The organism is Pseudomonas petroselini (genome assembly GCF_045037875.1).
Lineage (GTDB): Bacteria > Pseudomonadota > Gammaproteobacteria > Pseudomonadales > Pseudomonadaceae > Aquipseudomonas > Aquipseudomonas petroselini.
This window is the reverse complement of the sequence record NZ_CP173614.1, coordinates 490,387-506,442: the sequence shown is the minus strand read 5'-3', so window position 1 is coordinate 506,442 and position 16,056 is coordinate 490,387. Positions and strand designations below refer to the sequence as shown.

The window sequence follows — 16,056 nt, the reverse complement described above, 5'->3', positions numbered from 1 at the left end:
TCCTGGGAGTCGACCGCGCGCGAAGTATCAGCAAGGAGGCAAGATGTCGCTGTGTTTGACTATCACTAGTTATCACAAGATTACCCCTGGGCAGTGCTCGGAAAAGTCCATGAATCAGGGCGCGATGGCTATCGGCCGCAGCTCGGATAATGACTGGGTATTACCTGATCCTGAGCGGTTGGTGTCTTCGCAACACTGCGTTATTCAATACAAAGATGGCCGTTATTATTTAACCGATAACAGCACTAACGGTGTGGAGTTGGTGAACGCCGGTATTCGTATGCGCCGGGGTAATAGCGAGCCACTGCAAGACGGCGAGCTGATCCGTATCGGCGATTACGAGATCCAGGCGCGTATCGACTTCAACGTGCAGGCCGTTGATAGCCAGGCCTTTGCCGGCGAATCACCGAACAGCTTTGAAGCGCTGATGGGCGCCGTGGTGAACAAGCCCACGCCAGTCCCCACGCCAGCGATTGCACCGCAGTTCCAGGGCGCTTCGTCGATGGACACGCTGCCGGACCTGTTTGATTTCCTCAGCCCCACCGCCGTACCGCCACCGACCGTGCCGGACCACGTGCCCTCCGAACAGCACGACTTTCGCCCACCGGCGCCGGTTGTGGCGCCCGTGGCCGAGCCGCCCGCGGTGTCGGGCTCGGTGATTCCCGAAGACTGGGACCTGTTTGGCGATACGCCTGCGCCTGTTGCCAGCGCTGCGCCGCCGCCACCTCCACCGCCGATCATCCAGCCGCCTCCCGTGGTCGAGCCCGTGCTCCCCGTGGCAGACAACCAACAACCCGACCTGCTGCAAGCCTTCCTGCGTGGCGCGGGCCTGGACCAACTGCGCCTGGACAAAGCCCAGGCCGAGGCACAGATGGAAAGCATCGGCCGCAGCTACCGCCTGATGGTCGAAGGCCTGATCGACGTGTTGCGTGCCCGCGCCAGCCTCAAGGGCGAGTTCCGCATGCAGCAGACGATGATCCAGCCGGCGGAAAACAATCCGTTGAAATTCGCCCCGAACGCCGACGAAGCGTTACTGCTCTTGCTTCGTCACGGCAACCAGGCGTTTATGGCGCCCGATCTCGCCGTGCGCGACAGTTTCAACGACCTGCGTGCCCACCAGTTGGCGGTGATGGCCGGTGTGGAAGCGGCGATCAAGCACTTGCTCAGTCGCTTTGAACCGGCCCAGCTGGAGGAGCGCATGGGCAAGCCCGGCGGGCTGTCGAGCATTTTCAATGGCTCGCGCCAGGCCCAGTACTGGCAGCAGTTCACCGAGCTCTACAGCAATATTTCCCGCGAGGCCCAGGAAGACTTCCAGGACCTGTTCGGCCGCGAATTCAGCCGAGCCTACGAAGAGCACAGCGCACGACAGCGTCGGTAACACCGCGCCGCGACACATGGATCAACGGATAGCTAAGTACGTCATTGAGGACGCAGGATGATTCCCAGGTTTTTACTCGCAATTGCCACACTGCTTTTGCTGACGGCGTGTGCCAAAGACGCCGCCAAACCCGAAACCGCCGCCGAGGCCGAAGCGGATACGGCCGCCGTCGAGCTGCACTTCCACGCGATCAGCGGGCTTAACCCCGGCGCCAACGGCCAGGCCGCACCGGTGCGGGTGCGCATCTTCGAACTGAAAAACGCCGCCACCTTCGCCCGCTCCGATTACTTCGCCCTGGCTGACCGGGCGCAATCGACCCTGGGCTTGGACCTGCTGGACCAGGACGAAGTGATGGTGCAACCCGGCGAGCAACTGAGCATCCAGCGCGACCTCGACCCGTCCACGCGCCAGATCGGGCTCTTGGTGGGCTATCGCGAGTTGGACCGTGCGCAATGGCGCACGGTGATCAACGTGCCTGCGCGGCAATACACCGAATACCAGATCAGCCTCGATGTACGCGCCGTGCGCGCCGACGTCGTGGTCACCCCATCCAGCCCTGCCCAATAAGAAGCAATCGGAGCCCCCATGTCCTGGAACAATCGCGTGGTCTGGTCGGAAGGCATGTTCATCGGAACGCAGCACTTCCAGCAGCATGACCGTTACCTGGAAAACCTGATCGACGCCCGCAGCCGCCCGTTGTCCGCCGGCGGCTGGGGGTTTTCCGAGCTGCTGATCGACCAGGGCCTGCTGGCCCAGGGCAAGCTGGCGATCGTGTCGGCGCGCGGCCTGCTGCCGGACGGTACGCCGTTCAACATCCCCCAGGACGACCTGGCACCGAGCCCGTTGAATATTGACGACAACCTGCGCGACGGCCTGGTGTACCTGGCGCTGCCGCTCAAGCGTGCCGGCGCCCGCGATACAGTGGATGAAGGAGAAGCCCTGGAAGCGGCGCGTTACGTGAGCCAGGTCCGCGAAGTGCGCGACGACAACGCCCCGTTCGAAAATCGCGCCCCGGTGGCCGTGGGTTCCCGCGCCCTACGTCTGCTGACTGCCCAGGATGGCATCAGCGATTACGCCGCCGTGGGCTTGGTGCGCATCAAGGAAAAGCGCGCCGACCGTGCGCTGGTGCTCGACGACACTTACATTCCGCCGGTGCTGGACGTCGCCGCGAGCAAGCCGCTGACGGCGTTTCGCAGTGAACTGCTCGGCCTGCTGCACCAGCGCGGCGAGGCCTTGGCTGGCCGCGTAGTTGCCTCGGGCGCCGGTGGCGCGTCGGAGATTGCCGACTTCATGCTGCTGCAACTGGTCAACCGTGCCCAACCGTTGATCCAGCATTTGAGCCAGTTGAGCCCGCTGCACCCGGAGCGCTTCTTCAGTGAGTTGGTCAGCCTGGCCGGCGAGTTCTCGACCTTCTCCACCTCGGGCCGTCGCCCGCAGGAATACCCGCAGTACCAGCACGACGACTTGGCCCTGAGCTATGCCCCGGTGACGGCGGCGCTGCGTGAAGCGCTGTCGATGCTGATCGACAGTAAGGCCACGCCGATCCCGATTGTCGAGAAAGCCTACGGCGTGCACGTGGCGATGCTGGCCGACAAGACCCTGCTCGACAACGCCAGCTTCATCCTCGTGGTGCGGGCCGACGTGCCCGGTGAAACCCTGCGTGCGCGCTTCGGCCAGCAGAGCAAAGTCGGCTCGGTGGAGCACATCCGCGACCTGGTCAACCTGCAACTGCCGGGCATCAGCCTGTTGCCTCTGCCGGTGGCGCCACGCCAACTGCCGTACCACGCCGGCTCGACCTATTACGAGCTGGATCGCGGCAGCGAGGCCTGGCAACAGTTGGGCAACTCCGGCGGTTTTGCCTTCCATATCGCCGGGCAGTTCCCGGGCTTGAACCTGGCCTTCTGGGCGATCCGAGGATAATCCGCGATGCATCCCAATGATGATGACCGCACCCAGTTCATGCCGCGTCCGGGTGGCCGGGCGCCGGAACCGGTGCGTGCCGAACCTTTGCCGCTGGCCATGCCGGCCGCGCCGATGCTCACCGGCAAGAGCCAGGGCCTCAACCCGCTGGAAAGCGCCGCCGGCCCCTTGCTGGCGCTGCTGACGCGCCTGCGCAACACCATCGCCCACCCGGCACCGGCCAGCCTGCGCGCGCAGTTGTTGGCTTACCTGCGCCAGTTCGAAGAGCGCGCCGAAGCGGCCGGCATCGCCCGCAACGAAGTGCTGCTGGCCCGTTACGCGCTGTGCACCGCGCTGGATGAAGCAGTGTTGAGCACGCCTTGGGGCAGCACCAGTGATTGGGGCAAGCAGAGCCTGCTGATCACCGTGCACAACGAAGCCTGGGGTGGCGAAAAAGTCTTCCAGTTGCTCGACCACTGCCTGCAAAGCCCACGGGAACGCCTGTACCTGCTGGAGCTGTTGTACCTGTGCATGTGCCTGGGTTTCGAAGGCCGCTACCGCGTGATGAACGACGGTCGCAGCCACTTGGAAGCCCTGCGCGAGCGCACCGCCGCGGCCATTCGCAGTGCGCGTGGTGAACACGAGCGTGAGCTGTCGCCGCACTGGCGCGGCGTGACTGTGGCCCGTGATCGCCTGGCGCAATTCATGCCGCCGTGGATCGCCGTGGCCATCGGCGTCGCGCTCCTGCTGGCGTTGCTGTTTGGTTTGCGTTTGAAGCTGGCGTCGGATGCCGAGCCGGTGTTCAAGAATATCCATGCCCTGGGCGAGATCCCGGTGCAGGCCATCGACCGTCCGGTGGCGCAGCCTAAAGTCATCGAGCGCCCACGTCTGGCCGGCTTCCTGGTGGAAGACATCAAGGCGGGGCGCGTTGCCGTGGAAGATGCGGTCGACCGTTCGGTGGTCACCATCCGTGGCGATGAGCTGTTTGCGTCCGCCAGCTCCAGCATCGTCGATGACTACCAGCCGCTGATGCTGCGCATCGCCGACGCCATCCGCAAGGTCAAGGGCCAGGTGCGGGTGACCGGGCACAGTGACAACCGCCCGATTGCCACGCTGCGTTTCCCGTCCAACTGGGCGCTGTCCGAAGCCCGGGCCAAGTCGGTGCTGGACCTCCTCGCGGCCAAGACCGGCCAGGCAGACCGCTTCAGCGCCGAGGGCCGCAGCGACACCGAGCCGGTGGCGACCAACGCCACCGCCGAAGGCCGTGCCCGCAATCGTCGGGTTGAAATCACCGTATTGGCGGAGGGCGTCGAGTGAAGGCGTTTTTCAGTTTCATGATTCGCTGGGTGATCCCCGTGCTGGGCCTGATCGCCCTGAGCCTGATCATCTGGTTTGTCGGGCCGTTGCTCGATGTGCTGGTGCCGGAAGGGCGCCGTTGGGCGCTGATCATCCTGGTGTTTGCGGTATGGATTGCCTATCGCGTGTTCCGCATCATCCAGGCCCGCCGCCAGGCCGCCGAAGTGATGCGCAGCCTGGCCGCGCAAACCCCGGCCGACCCCAACAGCACCGCCACCGCCGAAGAACTCACCACCCTGCGCCAGCGCATGGACGAGGCCCTGGCGCTGCTGAAAAAGGCCAAGCTGGGTGGCGATGAACGCCGCAACCTCTACGAGCTGCCGTGGTACGTGATCATCGGCCCGCCGGGTTCGGGCAAGACTACGGCGCTGGTCAACTCCGGGCTGCATTTTCCGCTGGCTGCGCAGCTGGGCGCCGGTGCCGTGCGCGGCGTCGGCGGTACGCGCAACTGCGACTGGTGGTTCACCGATCAAGCCGTATTGCTCGACACTGCCGGCCGCTACACCACTCAGGACAGCAACTCCACGGTGGATAAAGCCGCGTGGCTGGGCTTCCTCGACCTGCTGAAAAAGCAGCGCTCGCGCCGCCCGATCGATGGCGCCTTTATCGCCATCAGCCTGTCGGACCTGTTGCTGGGCACCGACGCCGAACGCGCCGCCCATGCCGCCGCCATCCGCTTGCGTATTCAGGAGCTGTACACCCAACTGGGCGTGCGCTTCCCAATCTACCTGATGCTGACCAAGCTCGACCTGGTGCCGGGCTTCATGGAGTTCTTCGACAACCTCAGCAAGGAAGAGCGCGCCCAGGTGTGGGGCATGACCTTTGCCCTGGACGACGGCAAAAACACCGACAGCCCGCTGGCGCATCTGCAAAGCGAGTTCGCCGGCCTGGAGCAGCGCCTCAACGAACGCCTGGTGGAGCGCCTGCAACAGGAACGCGACCCCGCGCGGCGCGACCTGATCTACGGCTTCCCGCAGCAGTTCGGTGCGTTGAAGGATTGCCTGCAAAGCTTCCTCGAAGGCGTGTTCAAACCCAATGCCTTTGAAGAGCGCGTGTTGCTGCGCGGCGTGTACTTCACCAGCGGTACCCAGGAAGGCAGCCCGATTGACCGTCTGATCGGTGCGATGGCCCAGAGCATGAACCTGGACCGCCAGCACCTGGCGCGCCAGAGTGGCACCGGGCGCAGTTATTTCATCGAAAAACTCTTCACTGCGGTAGCGTTTGCCGAGCGTGGCCTGGTGGGGGTGAACCCGAAGGTCGAGCGTCGGCGCAAATGGATTGCACGCGGTGTGCTGGCCGCCACCGTGGCGTTGGTCGTGGTGGTCAGCGGCCTGTGGTGGGTGAGTTACCGCGCCAACCAGGCGTATATCGCCCAGGTCGACCAAAAGGTCGCGCCACTGGGCCAGACCGTGCAGAACCTGAGCCCGGCGCAGCGCGACGTCCTCGCCGTGCTGCCGTTGCTCAACGCCGTTAAGAACCTGGCGGGCGACTCGCCCAACTGGTCCGAAGGCCTCGGGCTGTACCAGGGCGACATGCTTGAAGCCGAGTCCGCCAGTGTTTACCGCAAGCTGTTGATCGCGGTGTTCGCGCCACGCCTGGTGACGCGCATCGAAGAACAACTGCACGGTGGCGGCAATTCCGACTTCCTCTACGAAGGCCTCAAGGCCTACCTGATGCTCGCTGACACCGAGCATTACGACCCGGACTTCATCAAGGCCTGGATCGCCCTCGACTGGGACCGCAACCTGCCCCGCGATCTGCCGGCGGACCAACGGCAGGCCCTGGCCGGGCATTTGCAGGCGCTGTTCGAGCGCCATCCGCCGAGCGCACGCCTCGACCCACGTTTGATCGATGACCTGCGTCGCCAGTTGCAACAACTGCCGGTGGCCCAGCGCGTCTACGACCGGGTCAAGCGCCAGAAACTGCCCGAAGGCATCCCGGACTTTCGCATCAACGAAGCCGCTGGTCGTGACGCAGCGCTGGTGTTCAGCCGCAAAAGCGGCAAGCCGCTGGGCGAGCCGTTGAGTGGTTTCTTCACCGCCAAAGGCTATCGCCAGGCGTTCCTGCTGAGCAGCCTGAACCAGACCGGCACCCTCGCCGAAGAGCAGTGGGTGTTGGGCCACGAACAGGCCGACCAGCAGAACGTGGTGAGCCTGGCCGCCGACGTGCGCCGCCTGTATTTCCAGGATTACCAGCGCCAGTGGGATGCCTTGCTCGCGGACATCGACTTCGTGCCGATCACCAGCGTGGCCCAGGCGGCCGACGTGCTGCGGGTGATTTCCGGCCCGACCTCGCCGCTGAAAAAACTGCTGGTGGCCGTGGCCAAGGAAACCGATCTGCAAGCCGAAGAACGCCAGCTGGCCGCCAAAGGTGTGCCGGTGGAAGGGGGCGTCGACAAGCTCAAGGAACGCCTGGGCAGCCTGCTCGGGCAGGAGCAACCGACCGCCAATACGCCCGTCGCGGCGGATGATCCGGTGACCGCGCACTTCTCCGAACTCAACAGCATCGTCAGCAAGAACGAAGGCGAGCCGGCGGCCATCGATGGCCTGCTCACCGACATGAATGCGCTGTATGTGCAGGTCAGCGCCATGGTAGGTGCCAGCGGCGATGCGTTGCTCGGCGAGGCAAAGAACCAGGCGGCGGCTGCGGCCACGCGGGTCAGCCTGAACGCCGAGCGCCAGCCGCCGTTGGTGCAGGGCATGGTCAAGTCGGTGGTCAACTCCACCACCAACAGCATGATGGGCGGCGTGCGTAACCAGTTGAACGCGGCCTGGGTCAGTGAAGTGGTCAACGTGTATCGCCAGTCGCTGGCCGGGCGTTACCCGATGTCGCCGGGCAGTGCGCGGGATGCCACCCTGGATGACTTCGGCCAGTTCTTCGGGGTGGGCGGGGTGATGGACAACTACTTCCGCAAGTACCTGCAGCCCTACGTGGACACCTCCGCGCAGACTTGGCGCTGGCAGCCGGGCGCCGCACAGAAACTCGGGATTGCACCGGGTGTGCTGCAAACCTTCCAGCGTGCGGCGACGATCCGCGATGCGTTCTTCCGCGCCGGGGGGACCCAGCCGATTGTGCGGTTCGAACTCAAGCCGGTGTCGATGGACCCGACTATCACGCAGTTTTTGCTTGACCTCGACGGCCAGCAATTGAGCTACGACCACGGCCCCAGCCGCCCGGTGGCGATGCAATGGCCGAACCCTGGCAGCATTGGCGTGGTGCGCATTTCGATCATGCCGCCATCGGCCAGTGGCCGTTCGGGCGTGACCCTGGACGGGCCGTGGGCCTGGTTCCGCTTGCTCGAGCAATCGGACCTCACCGCTGGTAATTCGCCGGACCGTTTCAACCTGCGCCTGCGCGTCGACGGTGCGAGCATCGCCTACGAGCTGCGCGCCAACAGTGCCTTCAACCCGTTCAAGAGCCGTGTGCTCAGCGGCTTCAGCCTGCCGGAGCGGCTATGACGGCGCTGGGTTTCTACGGCAAGTTGGCCAGCCGCGGCGATTTTGTCAGCCGCGCCTTGCCCCAGAGTTTTATCGGCCCGTGGGACAGCTGGCTGGCGGCGGGTTTGCTTGCCAGCCAAAACAGCCTCGGCGCTGATTGGCTCAACACGTACCTGGTCAGCCCGCTGTGGCGCTTTGTGCTGGCGCCCGGCGTGTGTGGGCCGGACGCGGCGGCGGGCGTGGTGATGCCGAGCATCGATCGGGTCGGCCGCTACTTTCCGCTGGCGGTGGTGGCGTTGCTCGATCACGCCACCAACCCTGCCTCGCTGGTGGGCGGGTCGGACAGCTGGTTCGAGCAGGCCGAAGCGCTGTTGCTCAGCACCCTGGATACCGGTGCCACCTTCGAACGCTTCAATGACGGTCTCGATAGCCTGGGTTTCCCGGCGAGCGAGCTACGCGCGCAGGACAGCCGTTTCGCCGGTCTGCAACGGGTGGCCGCCACTGAACCGCACCAGCGCATGACCGCGCTCGCCGAACTGGCCTGCGACGGCGCGAGCCTGTGGTGGGGCCGGGGCTCGCAGGCGATTTCCCCAGGTTTGTTGCGGTGTCAGGGCCTGCCCGCCGCCAGCGATTTTGCGCAGTTTTTGCTCGGACAAGAAGGTGTGGTGTAGATGGGGTCGACGTACAAATCCGCGAGCAAAAGCCATGTGGGCATGGTCCGCCAGGTCAACGAAGACGCCTGCCTGGACCTGCCGGAAAATCGTCTGTGGGTGGTGGCCGACGGCATGGGTGGGCATGCGGCGGGGGACTATGTGAGCAGCCTGATCGTCGACAGCCTGCGCAGCGTGCCGGTGGGACGCTCGCTGGATGAATACACGGCGGCGCTGCGCAACGACCTGATCCGCATCAACGCAGCCGTGCGCGAAGAAACCGCCCACCGTGGGGTGACCATGATGGGCAGTACCGTGGTGCTGTTGGCCGCCCGAGGCCTGCGCGGCGTGTGCCTGTGGGCGGGCGACAGTCGCTTGTACCGCTTGCGCGACGGTGTGCTCGAAGGCATCTCACGCGACCACAGCTACGTCCAGGACCTGCAAGACAGCGGCCTGCTCAGCGAAGCCGACGCCCGCGTCCACCCACGCGCCAATATCGTCACCCGCGCCATTGGCGTGGAGGCTCACTTGGACCTGGCGGTGGTCGACCTGCTGATCGCCCCCGGTGACAGCTACCTGCTGTGCAGCGACGGCTTGAACAAGACCGTCGAAGACCATGAGATCCGCGAAGTGCTCAGCCACGACGCACCGGATGAAATCGTGCGCAGCCTGGTGCACCTGGGGCTCAACCGGGGCGCGCCGGACAACATCACCGCCATCGTCGTGAAGGTATCGCCATGAACATCGTCATCCCCGGCTACGACATCGAAGGCGAGATCGGCGAAGGCGCCATGGCCAGCGTGTACCTGGCGACCCAGCGCTCGCTGGAGCGCAAGGTGGCGTTGAAGGTGATGGCGGCGGCGCTGGCGGCTGACCCGAGCTTCTGCGAACGCTTCCTGCGCGAGGGTAAGACCCTGGCGCGCTTGTCGCACCCGCACACGGTGACCATCCATGACATCGGCAACGTCGGTGAGCTGTATTACATGGCCATGGAATACCTGCCCAACGGTACGCTCAAGGAGCGCATCGCCGCTGGGTTGACGCCGGAGCAGGGCGTGACGCTGATTCGCCAGATCGCCTCGGCGCTGGGCTATGCGCATGCCCAAGGGCTGGTGCACCGCGATGTGAAACCGGCGAACATTCTGTTTCGCGCTGATGGCACGGCGGTGCTGTCCGACTTTGGTATCGCCAAGTCGCTGGACGACCGCACCCAGTTCACCCAGGCCGGGTTTGCCGTGGGCACGCCGAGCTACATGAGCCCGGAACAGGCGCGGGGCCAGGAGATCGATGGCCGTGCCGATCTGTACGCGTTGGGTGTGGTGCTGTATGAAATCCTCGTCGGCAAGCTGCCGTATAGCGGCACCGACGCGCTGTCCACGGCATTGGCGCACCTGACCGAGCCGTTGCCGGAACTGCCGGTGCACCACGGTCGCTACCAGGAGGTGCTGCGCAAGCTGTTGGCCAAGGACCCGGCGGAACGGTTCCCGGATGCAGCGGCGTTGTTGCAGGCCCTGGATAACCTGCCGGCGGAGTCGCCGGACGCCACCTTGGTGCGGCCGCTGCCCATCCCGCTGAGCTTCGACCTGGCGGGCATGACCCCGGTCACTATCGATATTCCGACCGATAAACCACAGCCGCAACCTGTCGCGCGCCAGCCGGTGGTGACACCGACGCAACACAACGCCGTGTCCGAGCAGCGCCGTGGGCCGGTGATGGCGCTGGCGGCGGTTGCGGTGGCGGTGGCCTTGGCCATCGGTGGTGCCAGTTACTGGTGGTTGAGCGGTAGCGATAAGCCCGTCGCCAAGCCGCCGGCTGCGGTGGTGCCCACGGTGGCGCCGGCTGTTCCCGACGTCGACGGCGGCCAGCGTCCGTTACTGATGGCAGGTAAGAAGACACTGTTCCAGCGCGTCCTGAGTAAGCCAGGCGCCAAGCTTTCCTCTGACGCCGGCAGCGCGCCGGGCAAAGCCCTGCCGGCGTTTTCCGTGCTCTATGTCTACCAACGCAAGGACGTTGACGGCAGCCCGTGGGTACGCGTCGGTGCTGCCACCGATGGGCGCAGCGACGGTTGGTTGCCGGCGTCACACGTCAGCGACTGGAAACAGAGCCTGGTGCTCAAGTTCACCGAACGTTCGGGCCGGGCGCCCGTGATGTTCCTGCGCCAATCCGGCGAAGTAGAGAAGTTGTTGGCCGACCCGGCCGCCGCCAAAGGCGTGCTGGCCAAGGCGCAGAAAAACAGCGAAGACAACAGCCAGATACTGGCCCTGGAACCGACGGCCAGCGCGGTGCCGCAGAACCAGTTCTACCTGTTGCCGATCTTCGATTCCAAAGAGAGCTTTGACGAAAACGGCCAGCCGGTGCAGCTGCTCAATGTGGCCTCCATCGACCCCGGCAGCAGCGCGGCCGCCAAGCCCTCGACGCCGGTGATCAAGGCCAACGCCGATGCCTTCCGGACCGCCGTGGTGTTGGTGGTCGACACCACCGTGTCGATGCAGCCCTACATCGACCAGATTCGCGACGTGGTGCACGAACTGCAAACGCGCATTGCCGAGCGTGGCGAGTTGGACAGTGTCAGTTTCGGCATGGTGGGCTTTCGCAGCAGTATCAAGAAAACCCCAGGCCTGGAGTACGTGGCCAAGACCCTGATCAGCCTCGACCAGGGCCGCGACCCGCAACGCTTCCTCGACATGGCGCGCCAGGTCAAGGCGTCCACGGTGTCCAGCCATTCGTTCAACGAAGACGCGTTCGCCGGGGTGATGCAGGCGGTGGATGGCATGGATTGGTCCGGCTACGGCGGGCGCATTATCCTGCTGGTCACCGACGCTGGCGCGCTGCGCAAGAACGACCCGTTTGCCGCCACCCAGATGAACGAAGCCGAAGTGCGCCAGGCGGCGCTGGGCAAGCAGATCAAGATCTACGCCCTGCACCTGCGCACCGACGCCGGCAAGAAAACCCATGCCGGTGCCGAGAGCCAGTACCGCATCCTCACCGCCGACGCCAACCCGCAGATCGGCGACCTCTACACGCCGGTGCCGGGTGGCGACGTGCGTAAATTGGGCGAGCGTGTGGACGAAATCGGCACGGTGTTCGCCAACCTTGTTCATCAGGTACGCAGCAATACGCCGCAGCCAGTGCCGTTGTTGAGTTCCGCGCCAACCTTGGCGGATAAATCCGCAGCCGTCGGCTACGCCATGCACATGGATTTCCTCGGTCGCAAAGCCGCGAGCCAGGCGCCGCAACTGGTCAGCGCCTGGACCGCCGACCGCGACCTGACCAACCCGGCACTGCCGGCGTTCCAGGTGTGCGTGATGCTGACCAAATTGCAGCTCAACGACCTGCAACAGTCGTTGAAACTGATCGTCGACGCGGCGCGCAAGACCCAGACTTCGCCCAAGGACTTCTTCCAGGAAATCGCCAGCGCCTCGGCCTACATGAGCCGCGACCCGCAGGCCCTGCGCAAGGGCGGCAACCTGGCCGACGGCGGCATTCTTGGTGAATACCTGGAAGGCCTGCCGTACCGCAGCAAGTCGCTGAACATGACTCAGGACCTGTGGTTGTCGTTGAGCGTGGCCGAGCAGGAAGACTTTATCGACGAGCTGGATTCGAAGATCCGCCTCTATGAAACCTTCCACAATGACGTGGCCAACTGGGTCCGTTTCGGCGATGCCGAGCCGGGCGACGCGTTGTACCGCGTGCCGTTGTCGACGTTGCCGTGATGCTGAACCTGAGCGCGGTGCACAAGAGCCGGGGCGTCGGTAGCCAGCGCTATCGCTTGGTGATCCCGGCGTTGACGCTGCGCGCGGGTGAGCAATTGGCGATTGTCGGGCCCAGCGGTTGCGGCAAAAGCACGTTGCTGGACCTGCTGGCGCTGGTCTTGGCGCCGGACCAGGTCGGGCAGTTCGATTTCCATCAGCACGACATCGCCGGGTTGTGGCGTGGCGAGCAGCAGTCCACGTTGGCCGCGCTGCGTAGCCAGCATCTGGGGTATGTGCTGCAGACCGGTGGCCTGCTGGGGTTTCTCGATGTGCGCGACAACATCGCCTTGTCCCGGCAACTGCTGGGCTTGAAGGACGACGGCAGCGTGTTACGCCTGGCCGAGCAACTGGAAATCAGTGACCAGTTGGCCAAGAAACCGGCAGCGTTATCGGTGGGCCAGCGCCAGCGCGTCAGCTGCGCCCGCGCCCTGGCCCATGCGCCGCAGCTGGTGCTGGCGGATGAGCCCACCGCGTCCCTTGACCCGCTGAACGCCGAGCGCGTGATGCAGGCGCTGCTGGCCCAGGCTCGTGAGCACCGCGCCGCGTGTGTGATCGCCACCCATGACGAACCATTGGCCCGCGCCAGTGGCTTGCAGGTGCGGCGCATCAGTTGCCGTCGCGACACCGACGGGGGCGTCACCGCGACCCTCGGGGAGGCGTGCTGATGCGCATCGGCTTGGTCGCGTCGCTCGCCTGGCAGGATTACCGCAACGACGCGTGGCTGTCGGCCTGTTCGGTGCTGGCATTGGTCGCTGTGATCGCCCCGTTGCTGGTGTTATTCGGCCTGAAATTTGGACTGGTTAGCAGTTTGACCGAACGTTTGGAGACTGACCCCGCCACCCGTGAAATTATTCCGCTGGGCGGTGGTCGATTCAGCAGCGCCTTTATTGAGCAGCTCGGCCAGCGCAGCGATGTAGCGTTTGCGGTACCGCGCACGCGGCAGATTGCGGCGACAGCGCAGGTGGGCTCGTTGAGCTTGGAGATGCTGCCGACGGCGTCGGGCGATCCGTTGTTGAACGGCTTGCCGTTGCCTCGGGGCCTGGACCAGATCGTGCTGAGTCATACCGCCGCCGAGAAGCTGGCGGCGCGGCCCGGGGATTGGCTGGAAACCAGTTTTGCCCGGCAAGTGGCGGGGCGCGTGGAAGCCCAGCGCACGCGCTTGCAGGTGCTGGCGGTACTGCCGCTTGAGGCCTTCGCCCGTGACGGGTTGTTTGCCGATTTGAAATTGCTGGAAGCAGCAGAAGATTACCGTGATGGTCGAGCAGTACCGGCGCTGGGTTGGGTCGGGGAGGCGGTTGGTGTGACCGAGCAGCGTGTGTACCCGGCGTTCCGCCTGTACGCCCGTCGCCTCGTCGATGTGGAACCGCTGCGGGTGTTTTTCGCCGGTCAGAACCTGTTGGTGTCGACCCAGGCCCAGACCATCGCCCAGGTGCAGTCGTTGAGCCGCAACCTGTCGATCGTGTTTTGGATGATTGGCGGTTTGGCGGTGGCGGGTGCGTTTGCGGCGATCTTTGCCGGGGCCCTCGCGGCTGTGGCGCGCAAGCGTCGGGAATTGTCGGTGTTGCGCCTGTTGGGGTTCTCGACGGGTGGGCTGTTGCTGTTTGTGGTGGTGCAGGCGCTGTACAGCGCAGGTTTCGCTGCCGTGCTCAGTGCCGGCCTGTATGGCGCGGCCGAGGCGGCGTTGAATCAGTTATTTGTGCAGGTGCCGGGCGAATACGCCAGCCATCTGTTGGCGCGTCATTACGGCCTGGCCCTGGTTGCAGTCATGGGCGTCAGCGCCGTGGCGGCGGCATGTGGTGGTTGGCGAGTGGCGCGGATCCAGGCTTCTGAAGGAATCAGAGATGTATAAGTTACTGGGCGCCTGCGTGGCGCTGACCCTGGCCTCGATGGCCTGGGCCGATGAGGACTCTTTATTAGAGAAGCATGACAAGCTCGACAACCCCAAACCGTTGGAAGGCGACGTCAGCCTGCCGCTGCCGTGCGAAGGCAACATGGTGTTCCGCTACGCCTACGTGTTGGCCCAGGGCACCCTGGATGACCGCGAGATCAGCCTCGGCTACCCCTTTGCCGAAGGCGAGGCGGGCTATCAGCAGTCGTTTATTTCCGGCTACCGCCGTGACTTCATCAACGGCCAGTTCACCCTCAAGGACTTGCCCAAAGACTGGAACAAAGTCATCGCGCCGCTGATGCCGAAGACCGACGCCAAGACCCCGCTCAAACCGATGCTGTACTTCATCGGCAAGTACGAAGTGACCGCCCGCCAGTACGCCCAAGTGATGTCGCAGGCACAGTCGCTGGCCAGCGGCGAACCGGCACCGGCATGCGATGCGCCGACCGGCATGGCCGGGCGCTTGCCCAAGGTCAAGCTGTCGCGCTTTGAAGCCGAGCGCTTCTCGGCGGTGTACAGCGCCTGGTTGATGAAATACCACCGTGAGTTGCTGCCGGTCAGCGGTCGCGGCTCGTCGGCGGATGACGGCGGCTTGGGCTTTGTGCGCCTGCCCACCGAAGTGGAGTGGGAATTCGCCGCGCGCGGTGGCCATGCGGTCAGCCGCCAGGACCTGGAAGGGCGCCTGTTCCCGCGCCGCGTCGAAGGCAGTGACAGTGACGGCCCGCTCGGCGATTACGCCGTGTTCAACCAAGTGGCCGGCGGCACTGGCCAGGCTGCGCGCCTGATGCCCATCGGCACCAAATTGCCCAACCCGATCGGCCTCTTCGATGTGATCGGCAACGCGGCCGAAATGGTCCAGGAGTCTTTCCAATTGGTCCACGCGGGGCGCCGTCAGGGTACCTACGGCGGCTTTGTGGTCAAGGGCGGCAACTACCTGGAAGGCGAGGGCACGCTGTTCACCGGCATGCGCCGTGAGTACCCGCTGTTTGCCGCCGACGGCACCGAGCAAAGCAACGAGACCACGGGTTTCCGCGTGGCGATTGGTGCGTTGTCGGCACCACGTTCGCGCTACAAGGAGCTGTTCGCGCAGTGGCAGAAAGAGGGCCGCCTGGCCTCGCTGACCGACGCCATCGACGACGCCCAGGACCCGACCAAGCGCCTGGACAGCATCATCGCCGCCAGTGTCGATCCCAAGCTGCAAGCCGAGCTGGGGCTGGTCAACGAAGAGCTCAAGCGCAATGTCTCGCTGATCGCCCAGCAACGTGAAGAGGCGGCGGGCAACCTGATTCAGTCGGCCGCGTTGGTGGCCGAGACCATCGCCAACTACAACATTCGCCTGGCCAATCTGCAGAAGAGTCGCCAGCAGGCCCTGGACAACAAGGACGAGGCCAGCGCGCAGCTGTTCGACATGGCCATCGCCAATGGTCGCAGTGCGCTTGATGGCGCGGTGGCGATTTATATCGACAACCTGGCCACCGGCACGCGTTACACCGATGCGGTGATCCAGGCGCAGTTTCAACGGATCAAGGAAGAGTTGGATCGCAAGCCTGTGCTCGGCAAGAGCCTGGTGACGCGCGCAACACTGTTCGTTCGCCATGTCGGCAACTACCGCAAGCAACAGCGGGCCGACCCGGCGACGATCTTGAAGGAATTGCTCGCAGCGAGCGGTCAGCGATGATCGCTGGCTGTATGGCGA

General features: G+C 64.8%; 11 protein-coding genes. All 11 read left to right on the top strand.

The genetic code is table 11. The features are described 5' to 3' along the window. Nucleotides 1-43 precede the first annotated feature (43 nt). Genes tagH through ACI512_RS02425 form a run of 11 tightly spaced genes read left to right on the top strand, consistent with a single transcriptional unit; the run spans nt 44 to nt 16,038 of the window. A complete protein-coding gene (gene tagH, locus ACI512_RS02475) occupies nt 44-1,378 on the top strand; it encodes a type VI secretion system-associated FHA domain protein TagH (RefSeq protein ID WP_064053235.1) in 1,335 nt (444 codons plus the stop codon). 57 nt (nt 1,379-1,435) lie between these two features. After that, nucleotides 1,436-1,945, top strand: a complete 510-nt coding sequence (tssJ, locus tag ACI512_RS02470) for a type VI secretion system lipoprotein TssJ (protein WP_015886554.1) — start codon at nt 1,436-1,438, stop codon at nt 1,943-1,945. 18 nt (nt 1,946-1,963) lie between these two features. Continuing rightward, complete coding sequence (gene tssK / locus ACI512_RS02465; RefSeq protein WP_405121599.1) at nt 1,964-3,298, top strand: type VI secretion system baseplate subunit TssK; 1,335 nt, start codon at nt 1,964-1,966, stop codon at nt 3,296-3,298. Between the two features lie 6 nt (nt 3,299-3,304). After that, nucleotides 3,305-4,594 (top strand): DotU family type VI secretion system protein, encoded by a 1,290-nt coding sequence (locus tag ACI512_RS02460; RefSeq protein WP_236381742.1) that lies wholly within the window; start codon nt 3,305-3,307, stop codon nt 4,592-4,594. Beyond that, nucleotides 4,591-8,091, top strand: a complete 3,501-nt coding sequence (gene tssM / locus ACI512_RS02455) for a type VI secretion system membrane subunit TssM (RefSeq protein WP_405121598.1) — start codon at nt 4,591-4,593, stop codon at nt 8,089-8,091. Before ACI512_RS02460 ends, tssM begins: the two co-directional genes overlap by 4 nt. After that, nucleotides 8,088-8,741 (top strand): type VI secretion system-associated protein TagF, encoded by a 654-nt coding sequence (tagF, locus tag ACI512_RS02450; RefSeq protein WP_236383748.1) that lies wholly within the window; start codon nt 8,088-8,090, stop codon nt 8,739-8,741. The genes tssM and tagF overlap by 4 nt, the downstream gene beginning before the upstream one ends. Then, on the top strand, nt 8,742-9,461 hold the full coding sequence (locus ACI512_RS02445; protein ID WP_046034844.1) for a PP2C family serine/threonine-protein phosphatase: 720 nt from the start codon (nt 8,742-8,744) through the stop codon (nt 9,459-9,461). It abuts the gene before it with no gap. Next, nucleotides 9,458-12,433 carry a serine/threonine-protein kinase gene (locus ACI512_RS02440; RefSeq protein ID WP_236383747.1) on the top strand — a complete coding sequence of 992 codons (2,976 nt, stop codon included), beginning with the start codon at nt 9,458-9,460 and terminating at the stop codon, nt 12,431-12,433. The genes ACI512_RS02445 and ACI512_RS02440 overlap by 4 nt, the downstream gene beginning before the upstream one ends. Continuing rightward, complete coding sequence (locus ACI512_RS02435) at nt 12,433-13,137, top strand: ABC transporter ATP-binding protein (protein WP_231809883.1); 705 nt, start codon at nt 12,433-12,435, stop codon at nt 13,135-13,137. Before ACI512_RS02440 ends, ACI512_RS02435 begins: the two co-directional genes overlap by 1 nt. Further along, a complete protein-coding gene (locus ACI512_RS02430; RefSeq protein WP_231809881.1) occupies nt 13,137-14,321 on the top strand; it encodes an ABC transporter permease in 1,185 nt (394 codons plus the stop codon). The genes ACI512_RS02435 and ACI512_RS02430 overlap by 1 nt, the downstream gene beginning before the upstream one ends. Then, complete coding sequence (locus ACI512_RS02425) at nt 14,314-16,038, top strand: SUMF1/EgtB/PvdO family nonheme iron enzyme (protein WP_015886545.1); 1,725 nt, start codon at nt 14,314-14,316, stop codon at nt 16,036-16,038. The genes ACI512_RS02430 and ACI512_RS02425 overlap by 8 nt, the downstream gene beginning before the upstream one ends. The last annotated feature ends 18 nt before the right edge of the window (nt 16,039-16,056 follow it).